This is a genomic window from Saccharopolyspora elongata (genome assembly GCF_004348985.1).
GTDB lineage: Bacteria > Actinomycetota > Actinomycetes > Mycobacteriales > Pseudonocardiaceae > Saccharopolyspora > Saccharopolyspora elongata.
The window spans coordinates 16,175-34,707 of record NZ_SMKW01000045.1 but is presented as its reverse complement, the minus strand read 5'-3'; the positions used below and the strand labels follow the sequence as shown (position 1 = coordinate 34,707).

Below are 18,533 nucleotides of genomic sequence, written 5' to 3'. Positions count from 1 at the left end.
GGGCGATGGATGAGGCGGGTCGGATGGAGTTCGCCTTCGGGGAAACGCAGCAATCCGTGCAAGATCTGGCCGCCGAGGTGCTGCGACGCGAATCCGGTCGCGGTGCGCCAGGCGATGGAACCCGTTACGACGAGGCGATCTGGAAAGCGCTGGGCGATGCGGGGCTGCGGTCCCTGGCGGTGCCGGAGCGGCTGGGCGGGGCGGGACTCGGCGTGCTGGAGACGGCGATCGTCCTCACCGAGATCGGGCGCGCGGCGGCCGATGTCCCCGCCCTGAGCACGCTGGCCTTCGGCGTCCTGCCGGTCGCGCGCCACGGCACGCCCGCCCAGCAGGACGAGCTGCTGGACGGCAAGATCCTCACCGCTGCGCTGAACGAGCCGTCGTCACCGTTGCCGGACGAGCCGCGCACCGAGGCGGTGGACGGCCGCGTTTCCGGTGCGAAGACCGGTGTTCTGCACGCCGACCTCGCGCACCGGATCCTGGTCTCCGCGAGCACGCCCGGCGGTCCCGGAGTCGTCCTGGTCGACCCGGGCGCGCGAGGCGTGACGCTGCACCAGGCGCGGTCGTCGTCCGGCATCGAATGGTCCGTCCGCCTCGATGACGCGCCCGGCGAGTTCCTCGGCGGCGCACCGGACCGCGCGATGCTCGCCGACCTGCACGCATGCGCGCTCGCGGGCATCTGCGCCGTGGGTGACGGCGCGGTGGCCGGCGCGCTCGGCCACACCGCGGAACACCTGCGCACCAGGCACCAGTTCGGCAAGCCGCTGGCCGCTTTCCAGGCCGTCGCCCAGCAGATCGCCGACGTCTACATCGCCGCCCGCACCGTGCACCTGGCCGCGCAGTCCGCGTCCTGGCGGCTGGCCGCCGGGCTCGACGCGGCCGAGGACCTGGCGGTCGCCGCGTGGTGGCTCGCCGAGGAGGCCCCGGCGGTGCTGCAGACCTGCCACCACCTGCACGGCGGCCTCGGCCTGGACATCACCTACCCGCTGCACCGGTATTCGTCGCTGATCACCGACCTCGCCCGGCTGGCAGGCGGCGCGCAGCACCGCCTGGACGTGCTCGCGGCACGAGCCTGAGGAGGGGCATGTTCATCGAACTCACCGCCGAGCAACGCGCCCTGCAGGACGAACTGCGGGCCTACTTCGGCGATCTCATGACGCGCGACGAGCGCGAGCGGATGGCGGTGGACCGGCACTGCTCCGCGCACCGCGACGTGGTGCGCCGGATGGGGCGGGACGGCTGGCTCGGCGTCGGCTGGCCCGTCGAGTACGGCGGGCGCGGCTTCGGCGACGTCGAGCAGCTGATCTTCGCCAACGAGGCCGCCCGGGCGGACGTGCAGTTGCCCGCAGTGACGCTGCAAACGGTCGGGCCGACCCTGCAGGCCTACGGCACACCCGAGCAGAAGGCGTTCTTCCTGCCCAAGATCCTGGCCGGCGAGATCCACTTCGCGATCGGCTACACCGAGCCCGACGCGGGCACGGACCTGGCCTCGCTGCGCACCGCGGCGGTCCGCGACGGCGACTCCTACGTGGTCAACGGGCAGAAGATCTTCACCACCGGCGCGCACGACGCCGACTACATCTGGCTGGCCTGCCGGACCGACCCCGATGCGCCCAAGCACAAGGGGATCTCGATCCTCATCGTGGACACCCGCGACCCCGGCTACTCGTGGACGCCGATCATCACCTGCGACGGCGCGCACCACGTCAACGCCAGCTACTACCAGGACGTTCGGGTGCTGGCGGACATGCTGGTGGGGGAGCAGGACAGGGGCTGGAGGCTGATCACCACCCAGCTCAACCACGAGCGCGTCATGCTCGGCCCGGCCGGGCGCATCGCGGGCATGCGCGACCGGGTGCGCGAGTGGGCGCGGGGCCGGGCCGCGCCGGACGGCACGCCGCTGCTCGAACTGCCCGACGTGCGCCGGGTCCTCGCGCGGGTGCGCGCCTGCGAGCGGGTCAACGAGCTGCTCAACTGGCAGGTCGCGGCGGCGGCCGCGCTCGGGCCGGTGGCCGTCGCGGATGCTTCGGCGACCAAGGTGTTCTCCTCGGAGCGCATCCAGCACCTGGGCCGGCTGCTGGCCGAGGTCGTCGGCCGCCACGGCGATCCGTCCGATGTGGACACCGCTGACCTGCTCGCCTGGCTCGACGTGCAGTACAAGCGCAACCTCGTGCTCACCTTCGGCGGTGGGGTCAACGAGGTGCAGCGCGAACTGATCGCCACTGCCGGACTCGACCTGCCACGCGTGCCGCGCTGAGCCGGAGGGAACATGACCAGCACTGCCACCGCGGCGGACGCCATCCTGGCCGCCGCCGACCGCATCCAGCAGCGCGGGCCCAGCGCCCCGCGAGCCGCGCGCGACCCCGTGAACCTCCCGATGATCAACAACTGGGTGGAGGCGATCGGCGACGCCAACCCCGTCTACACCTCGGCGGCCGACGCGGCCGCATCGGTCCACGGTGGACCGGTCGCGCCCCCGGCGATGGCGCAGGTGTGGACGATGGGCGGCCTGCACCCGGACCGCGACACGGACGACCCGCTGTACGCGATGATGGCCGCGCTCGACGACGCCGGGTACACCTCGGTCGTCGCGACCAACTGCGAGCAGACCTACCACCGGTACCTGCGGCACGGCGAGCAGCTCACCGTCACCACCCGGCTGGACGGCGTCGTCGGGCCGAAGAAGACCGGGCTCGGGGAAGGCTGGTTCGTCACCACCCGCAACACCTGGTACGTCGGCGACGAGCCGGTGGCCGAGATGCTGTTCCGGGTCCTGAAGTTCCGCCCGCCGGAGCGGGAACCCGAAGCGCCGCAACAACGATCCGGCGGCGACGTGATCCGGCCGGCGATCGACCGGGACACGGCGTACTTCTGGGAGGGCACCGCGGCCGGCGAGCTGCGCATCCAGCGCTGCGGGCAATGCGGGCTGCTACGGCACCCGCCGGGGCCGATGTGCCCCGAATGCGGCGCGACCAAGCGGACCTACCTGGTTTCCGAAGGACTCGGCGAGGTCTACAGCTACATCGTGCACCACCATCCGCCGGTGCCGGGCAAGGAACTGCCGCTGGTCGTCGCGCTGGTCGAGCTCGATGAGGGCGTGCGGATGCTCGGTGAGCTGCGCGGCGTCGACCCGGCGGCGGTCGAGATCGGCCAGCGGGTCGTGGCCGACTTCCAGCGGATCGACGACGAACTGGTGCTACCCGGATGGAGGCCGAAGGCGTCATGACACTGGCTCGAACGCGGTCGCTCGCCGAAGTGGCCATCGGCGACGCGCTGCCGGAGGAACGCATCGAGGTCTCGCCGACCTTCGTGGTCAGCACCGCCATCGCCACCCGCGACTTCCAGGACGTGCACCACGATCGCGACCTCGCGGTGGCCAAGGGCTCCAAGGACATCTTCGTCAACATCCTCACCACCACCGGCCTGGTGCAGCGCTACGTCACCGACTGGGCCGGTCCGGAGGCCCTGGTGCGCGGGGTGGCGATCAAGCTCGGCGTGCCGTGCTACGCCTACGACACGCTGACCATGCACGGCCAGGTCCTGGAGCGGGACGGCGACGTGCTCGTCGTGGAGGTGCTGGGCCGCAACAGCCTCGGCACGCACGTCACCGGCACGGTCCGGGTGGAACTTCCGGAGGTGGCGCGATGATCTCGGGTGAAGCGGCGATCGTCGGGATCGGCGCGACGGAGTTCTCCAAGGACTCCGGGCGCAGCGAGCTGCAGCTGGCCGCCGAGGCCGTCCGGGCCGCCCTCGCGGACGCCGGGCTGGGACCGTCCGATGTGGATGGTCTGGTGACCTTCACCATGGACAACAACGCCGAGACGGCCGTCGCCCGGGAACTGGGCATCCCGGAGCTGAGCTTCTTCAGCCGCATCCACTACGGCGGCGGCGCGGCGTGCGCGACGGTGCAGCAGGCCGCGATGGCCGTCGCCACCGGCGTCGCGGAGGTCGTGGTCTGCTACCGGGCGTTCAACGAGCGCTCCGGGAGCCGGTTCGGGCAGGTGCAGGCCGCGGCCGCTGCGGCACCGACCTCGTCGGGGCTGGACAACAGCTGGTCGTACCCGGTCGGCGTGGCCACGCCCGGCGCGCAGGTCGCGATGTTCGCCCGCCGCTACATGCACGACTACGGCGCCACCAGCGAGGACTTCGGCCGCGTCGCGGTGGCCGACCGCAAGCACGCGGCGACCAATCCCCACGCCTGGTTCTACCAGCGGCCGATCACCTTGGCCGACCACCAGGCGTCGCGCTGGATCACCGAGCCGCTGCGGCTGCTGGACTGCTGCCAGGAAAGCGACGGCGGGGTGGCGATCGTGGTGACGAGCCGGGCGCGGGCCGCGGACCTGCCGCACCCGCCGGCCGTCGTGGCCGCGGCCGCGCAGGGCAGCGGCGCCGACCAGTTCACCATGACCAGCTACTACCGCGACGACCTGGCGGCGCTGCCCGAGATGGGCGTGGTGGCCCGGCAGTTGTGGCGGCAGGCGGGGATCGGGCCGCAGGACGTCCAGGTCGGCATCCTCTACGACCACTTCACGCCGTTCGTCTTGGTGCAGCTGGAGGAACTGGGCTTCTGCGGGCGCGGCGAGGCGAAGGACTTCATCGCCGGCGGTGCGATCGAGCTCGGCGGGCGGCTGCCGCTGAACACCCACGGCGGCCAGCTCGGCGAGGCCTACATCCACGGCATGAACGGCATCGCCGAGGCGGTCCGGCAGGTCCGGGGCTCGGCGGTGAACCAGGTCGACGACGTCGGGCACGTCGTGGTCACGGCCGGAACCGGCGTCCCGACCAGCGGCCTGGTGCTATCGACGGCGTGAGCTTCGCGGTTGCGCCGTTTTCGCGCGAAAACGGCGTTCTCCACGCCTGCGGATGGCGGTTTCGCGCGAAACCGCCGCCCCGGGCGCCCTGCTAGCAGGACTCGCCGCACTTGGCGCAGATGCGGCCGCCGCCGCCCTGCTTCGGGACCGGGGCGTGGCCGCCGCCGGCCGGGCATTCGTCCATGCCCGGGACGTGCGGGGGTCTGCATCGGAGTGCGATCCGGCCTCGGTACTGCGCGAGTTTGGCTCGGATTGCGCCGCCGACACCCATGGTTCACTCCTGATCTTCGTGCCCTCGGACTTCACGTCGGCCGAGATGGCTTCGAGGAAAAGGTGCAAACGGTCGGTTTCTCGGGGGAAATTCGGGCACTCACCGTGGTCGGCTACCCGGACAGCACGTCGAGCAATCGACCGAGACGTGATCGCAGGTGATCGCGCAGGTCGTCCGGGGCGTCGATGGTGAAGTCGGCGTCGAGGACGGCCAGGTCGAGGACACGGCGGGTGATCGCGGGCAGCGAGTCCTCGCCGAGCCGCACGGCGCAGCTGTGCTCGTCGATCGGGGTGACCCGGTCCGGCAGCAGCGGGTGCAGGTGCTCGCGCACGGTCTCGGCGGAGGCTTGCACCGTGACCCGGGCGGAGTAGCGGTAGGGCGCGTCGATGATCGAGCGCCGGATGTGCGCGGCCGGGCTTTCCGCGGGCAGGGCGCGCGGTTCGAAGCGGCGGCCGGTGGCCAGCGGCCGGATCAGGCGGTCGGCGCGGAAGGTGCGCCAGTCCTCGCGATCTCGGTCGAAGGCGATCAGGTACCACAGGCCGCGCACCGCGACCAGGCTGTGCGGTTCGACCCGACGGGATTCCGTTGCGCCACCGCGCTTCTCGTAGTCGAAGGACAGCACCTCGTGGTCGCGGCAGGCCGCCCCGATGAGCGCCAGCGTCCCGGCGTCGACCTGCGGGCCGTCGCGCACCACCACCGGCACCGTCGCGCCCGCGAGGGCTCCCACCCGCCCGCGCAGCCGAGCCGGGAGCACCTGCTCCAGCTTGGCCAGCGCGCGGATCGAGCTCTCCTCGATGCCGGTCACGCTGCCGCTCGCGGCGGTGAGCAGCCCGGCCGCCACCGCGACGGCTTCGTCGTCGTCGAGCAGCAGCGGCGGCAGGTCCTTGCCCGAGGCCAGCCGGTAGCCGCCCGCGGTGCCGGTGGTGCTCTCGACCGGGTAGCCGAGCTCGCGGAGCCGGTCGATGTCGCGGCGCACGGTGCGGCCGGTGACCTCCAGCCGGTCGGCGAGCTCGCCGCCGGACCACTCGCGGCGGCTCTGCAGCAGCGACAGCAGGCGGAGCAACCGGGCGGGCAGCGTCGTCGTCATGTTTTCAGGATCGCACACCCTTTAGGACAAGAGCTGTCCTCAAGGTCGGTTAGTGTTCCTGGCATGGCACCAAACGAATTCGCCGCGCTGACCGACCGCGTGCAGGGCCTGGTGTTCCTGCCGGGAGACACCGACTACGACGCCGAACGTTCCGGATTCCTGGCCTTCGACCAGCGCCGACCGCAGGTCGTGGTGGGTGCGGTCGACGCGGAAGACGTGCGGGCGGCGGTCGAGTTCGCGGCGGCGCGGGACCTGCCGGTGGCGGTGCTGAGCACCGGTCACGGCATCGCCTCCGAGGTCGAGGGCGGGCTGCTGATCACGACCGGTCGCATGTCGGAGGCCCGGATCGACGCCGAGCGGCGCACCGCGTGGTTCGCCGCGGGCGTGCGCTGGGGCCAGGTGGTCGAGGCCGCGGCGGAGTTCGGGCTGGCGCCGCTGTCCGGCAGCGCACCGCACGTCGGCGCGGTGTCCTACACCCTCGGCGGCGGCCTCGGGCACCTCGGGCGGCGCTACGGCTACGCCGCCGACCACGTGCGCGCCATCGAGATCGTCACCGCCGACGGGCGGCTCCGCCGCGTCACCGCCGAATCCGACGCCGAGCTGTTCTGGGCGCTGCGTGGCGCGGGCGGCAACTTCGGCGTGGTGACCGGCATGGAGGTGGACCTGATGCCGGTAGCGAGCCTCTACGGCGGCGGCCTGTACTTCGACTCGCACCTGATCGGCGACGTGCTGCGGACCTGGCAGCAGTGGACCCGCGACCTGCCGGAGGAGATGACCTCCTCGGTCGCGCTGGTCCCGTTCCCGGACGTCCCGGCCCTGCCGGAGCCGCTGCGCGGCCGCCACGTCGTGCACGTGCGCATCGCGTACGCCGGTGATCCGGCGGAGGGGGAGCGGCTGACCGAGCCGCTGCGCGCGGTCGGGCCGCGGCTGATCGACTCGGTGCGCGAGATGCCGTACCGGGAAGTCGGCTCGATCAACAACGACCCGGTCCAGCCGATGGGCTACGTCACGGACAACGCGATGCTGCGCGACTTCGACGACGCGGCGATCAAGACGCTGCTCGATCTGGTCGGCCCGGACGCCCCGCAGCGGTGCGTGGTCGAGGTCCGCCACCTCGGCGGCGCGCTGTCCCGGCCGGCGGGCAACTGCGTCGGGCATCGCGACGCGCCGTACGTCTTCGGCGTCAACTCCAAGGTCGACGAAGCCACCGTCGACGCGGCCCGCGAGCTGCAGAGCCGCGTCATGCGCGCGATGTCCCCGTGGTCGACGGGCGGCCGCAACCTGAACTTCCTGGCGGGCGGCAGCGCCAATCCCGAAGGAGTCCGCGCGGCATACGACCCGGCGGACTACGACCGCCTCAGCGCCATGAAGGCGAGCCACGATCCGAAGAACCTCTTCCGCCTGAACCACAACATCCCGCCGGCGCGCTGAGAAGTGTTCCTGCAGGTGCGAGCCCGTGAGTGGTTTGTGCTAGCACAGGGTGCCAATGCACCCCAAACCGCTCACGGGCCTGACCTCCAGGCGGGAGTGCCGGCGCGCCCGGCCCGGCGGCACCGGGTCAAGGGCGTTGGTCCGCTGGCCACGGCTGCTCGACGAGCTGCGTCGCGTCCGCATCGTCGAGGTCGATGTCGAAGGTCTCGGACAGGATCTCCGGCAGGTCGGCTCGGTCCACATCGCGGGTTTCACCGGTTCCGTCCGGATACTGGGTGTTCAAGGTGACGCCGTCGAGCAGGTGGTGGACCTCCGGGTGGAATTTCTGGGCGATGGGTCGCGTGGTGAACGGCGAATGGGAGGACGTCGACACGTAGTGGCTGCCGACCTCGTAGTCGATCCGGTACTGCGGGGTCATCGTGAACGTGCGCCGGTTCAGCCAGCCGTTGCGGGAGAAGTGGTGCAGCGCCCCCACCTGCGCGCCGAGTTCGTCCGCGCCGAGTTCGAGCCGGAACCGCCATCCGCCGATGGTGAGTTCGCCATCGCTCGGGGTCAGCTCGATCGGTTCCATCGGGCCCGAGCCGAAGCCGACGTCGCAGAGCCAGGCTCGATCGTCCTCGGCGGTGGCCACGCGCAGCACCGCGTGCGTGGCGGGCAGCAGCCCGTTGTCCGGGCCGATGAAGATCCGCCCGCCCAGGCCGATGACACCGAAGCCGAGCCTTTCCAGCACGGCCGCGAACAACGCGTTGTTCTCGTAGCAGTATCCGCCCCGGCGCTGCCGAACCATCTTGTCCTGCATCGACTTCACGTCCAGCAGCACCGGCCGGCCGAGGACGATCTCCAGGTTCTCGAACGGGATCGTCGTGGTGTGCAGGTAGACCAGCCTGCGCAGCGTCGCCACCGTCGGCGCGCGGTCACCCTCGAAGCCGATCCGGGCCAGGTAGGCGTCCAAGTCCAGGTCCTCACCGCTCCACCGGTAGGACGGATGTGTCGGTGTGCTCATGCTCTCCTCGCCTTCTCTCCCAACTAGGGGGTGTTCAGGCAGCCGCGACCGGTTCGGCTGCTGTGGTGTCGTTGTCCGCGTTGACCGTTCGACGGCTGGGCAGGAGCACCGCGGCGAGCAGACCGAGGAGGGTGAGCGCGGCCGCGACGACGACCGTGGTGCGCAGACCGTCCGCAGTCGCGATCCGCAATGCGTCACCGTCCAGCCCGGCCGAACCGGCGTTCGCGATACCGACGAGCACCGCCAGCCCCACGCCGGTGCCGACCTGCATGGAGGTGTTGGCCAGCCCACCGGCGCTGCCCTGCTCCTGCTCGGCGACACCGGTTCCAGCGGCGGCGAACACCGTCGGGAACACGGTGCCCATCCCCGCGCCGTAGACCAGGATCCCGGTCAGGATCGTCCAGTAGGAGCCATCGGTGACCATCCCCGCGGCCAGGAGCGCACCGCCCACCGCGCCGAGCAGCAGACCGCTGATCAGGGTGGTGCGGATTCCGATCCGGACGATGAGCCGCTCAGCGATGAAGTTCGCGACCGCGATGACCGCCGAAAGGCTCAGGAAGACCAGTCCGGTGACGAGTGCGCTGTACCGCCACACGTTCTGCAGGAACAGCGTGAGGAAGTAGACGACGTTCTGCATGGTCGCGCCGAAAACGAAGATGACGGCGAGCACCGGGGCCAGTTTGCGTGCCAGCCGCAACGGCATGAGCGGGCCGGAACTGCGGGCCTCGATGACCAGGAACGAGGCCAGCAGCACCACCGCCAGCACGCCACCGCCGAGGACAGGTGCCGAGGTCCACCCGGTTTCCGGTCCCTGCGCCACGGTGAACACCAGCAGGGTGGTGCCCACGGTTCCGGTGAGCGCGCCGGGCACGTCGAAGCGCCCACGGTCGCGAGGACCGTCCGCGCGCAGCACCAGGAACGCCGCCGCCGTTCCGGCGATCACGAGTGGAACGTTGACCAAGAACACCGCCTGCCACCCGAACGCACTGGTCAGCACCCCGCCGAGCAGCGCCCCGAGGCTGAGTCCGCCGGCACCGGCCCCCGCCCACACCGCGAGCGCTCGGATCCGCTGCTTCCCCTCCTCGAACATGGTGTTGACCAGTGACAACGTCGCGGGGAACAGCACTGCCGCGCCGATCCCCTGGATCGCCCTCGCCGCGATCAGGGCGGTCGTGGTGGTGGCGAATCCGCCCAGCAGCGACGCGGCGCCGAACAGCACCATCCCGAGCACGAACATCCGCCGCCTGCCGAGCAGGTCAGCGGACCGTCCGCCCAGCAGCAGCAGGCCGCCGAAGAAGACGGCGTACGAGCTGACCACCCACTGCATGGAGTGGGCGGAGAAGCCCACGTCGCGGGCGATATCGGGTAAGGCGACGTAGATGATCGTGAAGTCCAGCGAGGTGATCAGGCTGGAGAAGGCCAGCAGGGCCAGGGCTGTCGCCGGTCGTTTCAACATTGGTGCCTCCTTCCGGGCTCAGAACGGGTACGGCTGGGCGATGCGGGCGGCGCGCAGCGCGCGGGCCCACCAGGTGAGCTGGTTGAGCAGCACCGTCGCGGCGGCACCTGCACCGTCGATGTCCAGCGGCCGGCCGTTGTCGTCGAACTTGTTCCAGCACGAGTGGAAGCTCACCGTGTCGCGGATGGTGACGGCGTGCAGCTCTCCCAACACCTGGCGCAGCTGTTCGGCACCCCGCAAGCCACCTGAGACGCCGCCGTAGGAGACGATGGCGACCGGCTTCGCCTTCCACTCGTCGACGTAGGAATCGATAGCGGTCTTGAGCGAGGCGGGATAGCCGCGGTTGTACTCGGGCGAGACGAAGACGAACGCATCGGCCTGGGCGAGGCGCGGCGCCAACGCGTCGACGGCGTCGTTGGGGTGGCCCAGGACGTCGGGCAGCCCGGTCTCCGCGAGGTCGATCAGGTCCAGGTCGAGCCCACCGTGCTTGATCGCGTGGTCGTGGAACCACTCGGCCACCGTCGGGCCGAATCGCTGCGCCCGCGTGCTGCCGATGATGATCGCCACGCGCAACGAGTCCGTCGTCTGCATCGGATCCGCCTTTCCGGCTGTCGTCGTGTGGTCACGACCTTCGCCGGAGCGGCCTACAGCTCTCCTACAGCCGCCCTACCGCGCTCCTTACACGGCGCTCGGGCGGGACCGTATCGTCACGGATATGAGGTTCGGCGTGCTCGGCCCGATGATGGCGTGGACGGATGAGGGTGAGCTGGTCACGATCCCGGCCGGACAGGTGCTGAGGGTGCTCTCCGTTCTCCTCGTCCACCGTGGACGTTCGGTGTCGACCGACCGGCTCATCGACGTGCTGTGGCCGCGGCGGGCGCCCCGTGACGCGCCTGCCGCGCTGCAGGTCAAGGTTTCGCAGCTGCGTGGTGCTCTCGCCGCCGCCGAGCCGAGCGCCCGCACGCTGGTGGTGTCGCGGGCCGCGGGCTACAGCCTGGACGTCCCGGCCGGCGCGGTGGACGCCGACCGGTTCGAGGAGTTGCTCGGGACCGGCGGAGCGGATGCCCGATCTCGGGCCGACGCCCTGAGCACCGCGCTCGGTCTCTGGCGCGGCGCCGCGTTCGCCGAGGTCGCCGACGAGGAGTTCGCGGCGGTCGAAGCGGCCCGGCTGACGGAACTCCGGCTGTCCGCGGTGGAAGCCAGGGCCGAAGCGCTGCTCGAACTGGGCGAACATGCCGAGCTGGTCGGCGAATTGGCGCCCGTGATCGCCGAGCATCCGCTGCGCGAACGATTGCGGGCAGCGCACCTTCGTGCGTTGTACCGCGCCGGACGGCAGAGCGAGGCGCTTGCCGACTTCACCGAGTTGCGGGAGCGGCTGCGCACCGAGCTCGGAGTCGATCCGGGCCCCGAGATCGTCGCCGTGCACCAGGCGATCCTCGAGCAGGACCCGCTGATCGCGCCCCGCCCGGCCGCCACTCCGACGAACCTGCCCGGCCAGCTGACCGAGCTGATCGGCAGGGCCGAAGCGACGCACGACGTGTGCGCGCTGGTCGGCGAGCACCGGTTGGTCACCCTCATCGGGCCCGGCGGCGTCGGCAAGACCCGACTGGGGGTCGAGACAGCGCGTGCCCTGATCGCAGAGCACCCCGACGGCGTGTGGTTCGTCGAGCTGGCCGGGATCGACGTGAGCTCCTCCTCGCACACCGCCATCGTGGACACCGTGCACGCGGTGCTGGGCATCCGCGACGACGGCCGGTCCAGCGCCGGTCCGGTCGACCAGCTGATCACCGCGCTGGACGGCAAACGGGTCCTGCTGATCCTGGACAACTGCGAGCACCTGGTGGCCGAGGTCGCCGAACTGGCCGAGCGGCTGTTGCGATCGGTGCCGGGGCTGCGCGTGCTGGCGACGAGCCAGGAACCACTCGGCGTATCCGGTGAAGCCCTGTACTCGGTCGCCGCACTCGAACTGCCGCACTCGCCCGCGGACACCGGTGCCGAGGCGTTACCGAAGTTCAGCGCCGTCCGGTTGTTCATGGCCCGAGCGGCCGCCGCGGCTCCTGGCTTCACCATCGATGCCGGGAACGCCGCGGCCGTCGCCAGCATCTGTCGCCGGCTGGACGGGATCCCGCTGGCGCTGGAGCTGGCCGCCGCCCGAGTGCGGGCGCTCGGGGTCCGCGAACTCGCCGCGCGGATGGACGATCGATTCGAGCTGCTGGTCGTTGGACACCGGAGCGCGCCCGGTCGCCAGCAGACGTTGCGCGCGATGATCGACTGGAGCTGGGAGCAGCTGACCGAACCGGAACAGGCTGTGCTGAGAAGGCTTTCGGTGCACGCCGATGGCTTCGGGCTGGCCGCGGCCGAGCACATCTGCGCGAGCGAGGAGCTGCCTCGCGGACGGGTCCTCGACCTGCTCGCCCGCCTGGTGGACCGGTCGCTGGTCGCGATCACCGACACCGAGGAAGGACCGCGCTACCGGCTGCTGGAGTCGGTCGCGCTGTACTGCTCGGATCGGCTGGCCCAGGCCGGCGAGGCCGACCTGGTCCGAGAGGTGCGCAACGAGTACTACACGACCCTCGCCGAACGAGCGCGCGACCGGCTGCGCAGCGCGGACCAGCAGCGGTGGCTCGCGGTGGTGGACACCGAGTACGCGAATCTGCGCTCCGCCGTGGAGGATTCGGTGCGTCGCGGTGATTCCGGCGGTGCGCTGCGCCTCGTCGACGCACTGGCCTGGTACTGGTTCCTGCGTGGACGGCTCGCCGACGGTGTCCGGCTGCTCGACGCGGCGCTGAGCACGCCTGGCGATTCCGCCTCAACCCTGTGGGCGCGGGCCAACGGCTGGCGGTCGGGGCTGATGCTGCTCAGCGGCAGCGATTCGGACCGGACTGCGCTGGTGGACGCCGGACTGGCCGGATTCGACCGGGTCAGTGATCCGGCAGGCCGTGCGTTCACCGAATGGCTGCTGGCGGAGGCGTTGCTCGGCGGTGGTGACCAATCGGTCGGCGATACGCTTGCGCAGCGCGCCCTGGGCGGATTCCGCGCGGCCGGGGACAAATGGGGCATAGCCGCGGCCTTGGGCAGCGCCGCCCACCACGCCTTGCTGCGCGGTGACGTTGCGACGATGGAGCGTGACGCGACCGAAAGCGCCAGGGTCTTCGCGGATCTCGGTGATCGGTGGGGGCAGCTTCGGACCGCTGGCCTGCTCGCCCGGAGGGCCGAGGTCATCGGCGACTACGCCGAAGCGGCGCGCCTGCTTCGCGACGGCCTGCGCCGGGCCGAAGAACTCGGGCTGTGGCCGCAGGTGGCCGACATGCTGTCGGGGCTGGGCAGGCTCGCCCTGCTCGCCGGTGATCTGGACCAGGCGCGGCTGCTGCACGAGCGTGCCCGCGATCTCTCGGCCAGCAAGGGCCACGTGACCGGCCGGTTCTTCGCAGAAGCGGGACTCGGCCTCGGTGCCCGACGTGAGGGTCGGCTCGACGACGCCGAAAGGCACATCCGGGTACTGCTGGACTGGAACCGATCAGTGGGCTATGCGCCGGGCATTGCGCACAGCCTCGCCGAGCTGGGCTTCATCGCAGAATTGCGCGGCGATCCGGAACAGGCGCACGACCTCCACGAAGAAGGCCTGGCAGTGGCCCGGGACACCGGCGACCCCCGCGCGGTCGCCCTCGCGCTGGAAGGGCTCGCCGGAGCCGCCGTCCTCGCCGGGAACGCCGAGCGAGCCCGGCAGCTGTTGGCGGCCGCCGCGGCGGAGCGGGACAGCACGGGGGCGCCGCTACCTGAGCAGGAACGGGCCGATGTGGACCGCATTTCGGCGGCGATCCGCGCGGCGCAATGACCGGTCCGTGCAAGTCATCGGCCGCCGGTGCGCCCGAAGTGCAGCTCCTCCCCTGAGCGGTTCGGGGTGCTCTATGGCAACACAAAGCACTCACGGCACGTGACCGGCTCCGATGCGGTGGCTGCGCGGGTTCTGGTCGGTTGAGGTCACCGCTCGCCGTGGCGGGCGCGGTAGTCGCTGGGCGACATCCCGCACTCCCGCCGGAAGTGCTGCCGCAGGGGCACGGCGTGGGTGTAGCCGCAGCGCTGCGCGATGCGCTCGATCGTCAGGTCCGTGGTCTCCAGCAGCCGGCAAGCAAACCACAGCCGTTGCCGGGTCAGCCAGCGGACCGGGCTGACCCCGACCTGCCGGCCGAACTGCCGGTTGAAGGTGCGCAGGCTCATCGAGGCGTGCCCGGCCAGTTCGGCGACCGGTAGATCGCGGTCGAGGCGCTTGATCGCCCAGTCCAGCGTCGCCGCCAGGCTCGGCCCCGTGGTGCGATTCGCCTGTCCTGCCCGGGATTGCGCCTGGTCGCCGCTGCGGTGCGGGGAGGCGATCATCCGGCTGCCGACCTGGGCGGCGACGGCCGCGCCGAGATCGTCGGCGACCAGCCGCAGGCACAGGTCGATGCTCGCCGCGGTCCCCGCGGCGGTGAAGTAGCGGCCGTCCTGCACGTAGAGCGCGTCGGGCCGCACGCGCACCTGCGGGTGCTCCCGGGCGAACTCCGCGGCGAACATCCAGTGGGTGGTGGCCGCTCGCCCGTCCAGCAGCCCGGCCTGCGCCAGCACGAAGGTGCCGCCGCCCAGGCCGATGATGCGGGCACCCCGGCGCCCGGCCTGCCGCAGCGCCCTCAGCAGCGACGCCGGTGCGGGCGTTCCGGGTGCGTCGCAGGACGGGACGATGACCGTGTCCGCTTCGGACAGCGCGGCCACTCCCGAGTCCAGCCGCAGCCGCGCGTCCGGCTGCACCGGTACGGAGCGGTTTCCGACCGCGCACAGGGAGAATTCGTACCAGTCGGGATGCAGGTCGCGACGATCGGTGCCGAAGATCTCGGCGGGTACGGCCAGCTCGAACAGCGGCAGGCCGGGCAGGACCGGGACCACCACCCGGCGGGGTCGACCAGTGCGCGGCATGGCCAGAACATAACCGGTGATGGCCGGTTCGTTGCTGGCCGGCCCGGGCGCTGGGCCGGACGATCGGGTGGTGAAGATCCTCATCACCGCCGCGACCGGCAGCGTTGGCCGCGAGCTCACCGAACTGCTGCGCGGCAACCCCGACGTGCACTACCTGATCCGCTCCGACCGCTCCGCCGCCTTGCTGGGGCCGGTGGCCGGTCGCGTCATCCGCGGCGACGCGGATGATCCCGCCGACGTGCGGGCCGCGGTGGACGGCGTCGAGCGCTTGTACCTCGCCCATCCCTACCGCTCGGGCCAAGCGGAGGTCGAGATCGGCCTCGCGCGGGCGGCCCTGGAAGCCGGGGTCACGCGGATCGTGAAGTTGGGGGCCCTGCCGTGGCGCACCGCCGACGAGCCCGACCCGGTCACCGGGGCGCACGAGGTCATCGTCGACCGGCTGCAGGCGATGGGCGTGCCGGAGCTGACCGTGCTGCGGCCGGACCGGTTCCTGCAGAACTTCTTGGGTCAGCTCGATTCCATCGCCGCCGGGGTGCTCGCCGATCCAGGAGGGTCGGGGGCGCGTGGTTTCATCGACACCCGCGACATCGCCGAGGTGGCCGCCGCCGAGCTGCTCGCGGAGCGGCCGGTCGGTGGCCAGCTGTCCCTCAGCGGCCCCGAGCGGGTCACCGTCGAGCGGTTGGCCGGCGAATTCGGCGCCGTCCTGGGGAATCCGGCCCGATACCGAGACATCGTGCCCGATGCCGACTGGCAGGCCGGACTGGTGCGCACCGGCTTGTCGGCCGAGTACGTCGCGGGGTTGGCCGCGCTCTACCGCAACTACCGCGCGGAAGCGGAGTCCGAGCTGGGCACCGGCGTTCAGGAGGTCCTCGGGCGGCCGCCGCGCTCGGCGGCGGACTTCGCCTCGGACGTGCTCGCCGGAGGCCTCACTCGTAGGTGATGTGGACCTCGTCGGTGATCGGGAGGGACTGGCAGGCCAGGATGATCCCGTCGTCGAGGTCTTCCTGGTCGAGGACCGAGTTCTGGAGCATCTTCACCTCGCCGCTTCGGATCCGGCAGGCGCAGGCGCTGCACGCGCCTTCGCGGCAGGAGAACGGCGCGTCCAGGCCCTTTTCCAGGAGCAGGTCCAGCAGGCGCTTCTGGCGCGGCCACGCGAACCGGTGGTGTTCGCCGTCGAGCTCGACCGCGATCGTCGCGGTGTCCTCGGCCGGTTCGGGCGCTTTGGGCCGCTTCTTCTCGAAGGGGTTGCGCTTCAGCGAGACGAAGCGTTCGACGTGGGTCCGAGCGCGCGGGACTTCCAGGTCCTTCAGCGCTTCCGCGGCAGCGTCCATGAAACCGCCCGGGCCGCACACGAAGCACTCGCGGTCCGCGAACGGCCTGATCAGCTCGCGCAGTGCGGGCACCGTCGGGCGGCCTTGCACCGATTCCAGCCAGTGCACCACGACGAGCCGGTCGGGGTGCCGGGCGATCAGATCCCGGAGCTCGGCGGCGAAGATGACCGAATCCTCGTCCTGGTTGGCGTAGATGATCACCACGCGCCCGGTCCCGGCGGCCAGCACCGACTTCGCGATGGACATCACCGGCGTGATCCCGCTGCCCGCCGCGAGTAGCAGGAAGTCCTCGTCCAGCGAACCCGGCGTGAACGCGCCGCCGGGCGGCAGAACGTCCACAGTGGTCCCGGCGACGACGTTGTCGCACAGCCAGTTCGAGCCGTAGCCGGCTCGTTTCACCGTGACCTGCCACGCCTCGTCGACGTGCGGCGAGCTGGACAGGGAGTAGCTGCGCGCCACCGAACCGGTGCGATCGCTGGGGATTCGCAGGGTGAGGAACTGGCCGGGCCGGTAGGACCACTCCGGCGGCGGCTCGAACACCAGCGACCGGCTGTCCCGGGTCTCGTCGATGACCGCGGCGACCCGCAGTCGGGCGGGTTCGGGCATCACTGGCTCCTGGGATCTGGTTGGCCCGCAATTTCCATTGAAATCGAACCTTCGATTTCAATGGAAATTGCGGTTCTGGGCTCCATCGGAATCCTGCGGCGACGTGGCGAGGTGGCCGTCGCGGGCGGCGGCGTCGATGCTCGCCAGCACGTCGGCGCAGGACTCGGCGACCTCGCCCGGGCGGTCGGCGAACGTCGCGCACCGGCGAGCGCCTTCGGCGGTCCACTGGATGCTGGTGTGCTGCGGGCTGTTCTTCTTCGCCAGCACGCGGACGCCGCAGCGCCCGCACTCCACCGGGCACAGCCCCGACCGCAGGTAGTCGGCCCGGTCGGCGGCCGTGCCCTCGCGCACCCTGGCCAGCGCCGCGGGCCGGTCGCCCAGGTCCGGTGCCTTCGCCCAGGTCATGAGCTCTCCGCCTGCTTGCGCGCGAGGTTCTCCGCGACTTCCCGCTCCCACACCTCGTTCGCGCGGCTGGTGTCCACTTCGAACTCGAACCGCGCCACCATGTCCTCGCTGACGTCCTCGACGTCCACGTAGAACTGCTCGTACCAGCGGCGCAGCTGGTAGACCGGGCCGTCCTCCTCGCACAGCAGCGGGTTGTCGATCCGCGTCTTGTTCCGCCAGATCTCCACGTCCTGCAGGAACCCGACGCCGGTGTTCTTGGCGATCTTGGCCGCCAGCTTGTCGGCCTGCTCGTCGGAGAGCCCCGGCAGCTTCTTGACCAGCACGCCCCACTGCAGCACGAACGAGTCGGCGGTGATCGGGTAGTGGCAGTTGATCAGGATCGTCTCGATGGTGTAGCCGTGGTACTCGTTCCACAGCCGGTCGATCATGTACGACGGCCCGTAGTACGACGCCTCCGAGCGCACCTGGTTGTCGCTGCCGGAGTAGGTGCCCGCGCCGATGTCCGGGCGGCCCTTGGTAGTCAGGTACTGGCTGGCGATGTGGCCCTCGAAGACGTTCTTGAAGTACGTCGGGAACGCGAAGTGGATGTAGAAGAAGTGCGCCATGTCCACCACGTTGTCGACGATCTCGCGGCAGTTCGAGCCCTCGATGCGCACGGTGTCCCAGGTCCAGTTGCTCCACTCGTCGGAGAACGACTCCGGCAGGTGCGGGATCGTCACGTCCGCCGGGGGCGGGTTGCCCTGCGGGTCGTTCCACACGAACAGCTGCTTGTTCTCCTCCATCGCGGGCCACGCCTTGGTGCGGGCGCGCAGCGGAATCCGCTTGGCGTAGGGGATTCCGGTGCAGCGGCCGTTGCCCGCCCAGCGCCAGTCGTGGAACGGGCAGGCGACCGCGTTGCCCTTGATGGTGCCCTGCGTGAGGTCGCCGCCCATGTGCCTGCAGTAGCCGTCGAGCACGTTGAGGCCGCCGTCCTCGCCCTGGAACACGACGAGCTTGGTGCCGAACGCCTCCACGGCGTGCGGTCGACCGTCCTTGAACTGCTCGGCCGGTCCGAGGCAGTGCCAGCCGCGCGCGAACCGGGTCGGTGGGGTCCCGACGTCGATGGTGCGCACCTCGTCGTTGCTTGCCGCCGTCATCTCGTCCCTTTCGCTCGTACCGCCTCAAAAGGCTTTTGAAAATGCGGCG

General features: G+C 71.0%; 16 protein-coding genes. 8 read left to right on the top strand and 8 right to left on the bottom strand.

The features are described from left to right. Window positions 1-23 precede the first annotated feature (23 nt). The 5 genes from E1288_RS28735 to E1288_RS28715 are packed head-to-tail and all read left to right on the top strand — an operon-like array spanning window position 24 to window position 4,811. Entirely contained in the window at window positions 24-1,076 is a 1,053-nt protein-coding gene (locus tag E1288_RS28735; protein ID WP_132490486.1) for an acyl-CoA dehydrogenase family protein, read from the top strand. Window positions 1,077-1,084: 8 nt separating this feature from the next. Then, window positions 1,085-2,257: an acyl-CoA dehydrogenase family protein gene (locus E1288_RS28730; protein WP_132490420.1), complete on the top strand. Its 1,173-nt coding sequence runs from the start codon at window positions 1,085-1,087 to the stop codon at window positions 2,255-2,257. Between the two features lie 12 nt (window positions 2,258-2,269). Then, window positions 2,270-3,226 carry a bifunctional MaoC family dehydratase N-terminal/OB-fold nucleic acid binding domain-containing protein gene (locus tag E1288_RS28725; protein ID WP_132490418.1) on the top strand — a complete coding sequence of 319 codons (957 nt, stop codon included), beginning with the start codon at window positions 2,270-2,272 and terminating at the stop codon, window positions 3,224-3,226. Next, window positions 3,223-3,648, top strand: coding sequence for a MaoC family dehydratase (locus tag E1288_RS28720; RefSeq protein WP_132490417.1), 426 nt, complete (start codon window positions 3,223-3,225; stop codon window positions 3,646-3,648). The genes E1288_RS28725 and E1288_RS28720 overlap by 4 nt, the downstream gene beginning before the upstream one ends. After that, window positions 3,645-4,811 (top strand): lipid-transfer protein, encoded by a 1,167-nt coding sequence (locus E1288_RS28715; protein ID WP_132490415.1) that lies wholly within the window; start codon window positions 3,645-3,647, stop codon window positions 4,809-4,811. The genes E1288_RS28720 and E1288_RS28715 overlap by 4 nt, the downstream gene beginning before the upstream one ends. 383 nt (window positions 4,812-5,194) lie before the next feature. On the opposite strand, the gene E1288_RS28710 is transcribed toward E1288_RS28715, so the two are convergent. Beyond that, a complete protein-coding gene (locus tag E1288_RS28710) occupies window positions 5,195-6,169 on the bottom strand; it encodes a helix-turn-helix transcriptional regulator (RefSeq protein WP_132490413.1) in 975 nt (324 codons plus the stop codon). A 63-nt stretch (window positions 6,170-6,232) separates the two neighbouring features. Between E1288_RS28710 and E1288_RS28705 the strand changes: the two genes are divergently transcribed. Then, entirely contained in the window at window positions 6,233-7,600 is a 1,368-nt protein-coding gene (locus tag E1288_RS28705; protein ID WP_132490411.1) for an FAD-binding oxidoreductase, read from the top strand. Between the two features lie 127 nt (window positions 7,601-7,727). Here the strand turns inward: E1288_RS28705 and E1288_RS28700 are convergent, their stop codons facing one another. The 3 genes from E1288_RS28700 to E1288_RS28690 are packed head-to-tail and all read right to left on the bottom strand — an operon-like array spanning window position 7,728 to window position 10,650. After that, on the bottom strand, window positions 7,728-8,603 hold the full coding sequence (locus E1288_RS28700) for an arylamine N-acetyltransferase family protein (protein WP_132490409.1): 876 nt from the start codon (window positions 8,601-8,603) through the stop codon (window positions 7,728-7,730). A gap of 34 nt (window positions 8,604-8,637) precedes the next feature. Next, on the bottom strand, window positions 8,638-10,059 hold the full coding sequence (locus E1288_RS28695; RefSeq protein ID WP_132490407.1) for an MFS transporter: 1,422 nt from the start codon (window positions 10,057-10,059) through the stop codon (window positions 8,638-8,640). Between the two features lie 18 nt (window positions 10,060-10,077). Continuing rightward, window positions 10,078-10,650: an NADPH-dependent FMN reductase gene (locus tag E1288_RS28690; protein WP_132490405.1), complete on the bottom strand. Its 573-nt coding sequence runs from the start codon at window positions 10,648-10,650 to the stop codon at window positions 10,078-10,080. 124 nt (window positions 10,651-10,774) lie between these two features. Between E1288_RS28690 and E1288_RS28685 the strand changes: the two genes are divergently transcribed. Further along, a complete protein-coding gene (locus E1288_RS28685; protein WP_132490403.1) occupies window positions 10,775-13,894 on the top strand; it encodes a BTAD domain-containing putative transcriptional regulator in 3,120 nt (1,039 codons plus the stop codon). A gap of 146 nt (window positions 13,895-14,040) precedes the next feature. On the opposite strand, the gene E1288_RS28680 is transcribed toward E1288_RS28685, so the two are convergent. Beyond that, complete coding sequence (locus E1288_RS28680; protein ID WP_207954600.1) at window positions 14,041-15,006, bottom strand: GlxA family transcriptional regulator; 966 nt, start codon at window positions 15,004-15,006, stop codon at window positions 14,041-14,043. Between the two features lie 19 nt (window positions 15,007-15,025). Here E1288_RS28680 and E1288_RS28675 point away from each other — a divergent pair, with 19 nt between their 5' ends. Continuing rightward, on the top strand, window positions 15,026-15,946 hold the full coding sequence (locus tag E1288_RS28675; protein WP_207954599.1) for an NmrA family NAD(P)-binding protein: 921 nt from the start codon (window positions 15,026-15,028) through the stop codon (window positions 15,944-15,946). Here E1288_RS28675 and E1288_RS28670 read toward each other — a convergent pair. From E1288_RS28670 to E1288_RS28660, 3 genes are read right to left on the bottom strand one after another with little or no spacing between them, the layout of a single operon-like run. Further along, window positions 15,933-16,943, bottom strand: a complete 1,011-nt coding sequence (locus E1288_RS28670; protein WP_132490401.1) for a ferredoxin--NADP reductase — start codon at window positions 16,941-16,943, stop codon at window positions 15,933-15,935. The genes E1288_RS28675 and E1288_RS28670 overlap by 14 nt on opposite strands. A gap of 57 nt (window positions 16,944-17,000) precedes the next feature. Continuing rightward, a complete protein-coding gene (locus E1288_RS28665; protein WP_132490399.1) occupies window positions 17,001-17,348 on the bottom strand; it encodes a hypothetical protein in 348 nt (115 codons plus the stop codon). Further along, the gene (locus E1288_RS28660; protein ID WP_132490397.1) at window positions 17,345-18,484 is read right to left on the bottom strand and encodes a Rieske 2Fe-2S domain-containing protein; all 1,140 of its coding nucleotides are present in this window, start codon (window positions 18,482-18,484) and stop codon (window positions 17,345-17,347) included. Before E1288_RS28660 ends, E1288_RS28665 begins: the two co-directional genes overlap by 4 nt. Window positions 18,485-18,533 lie beyond the last annotated feature (49 nt).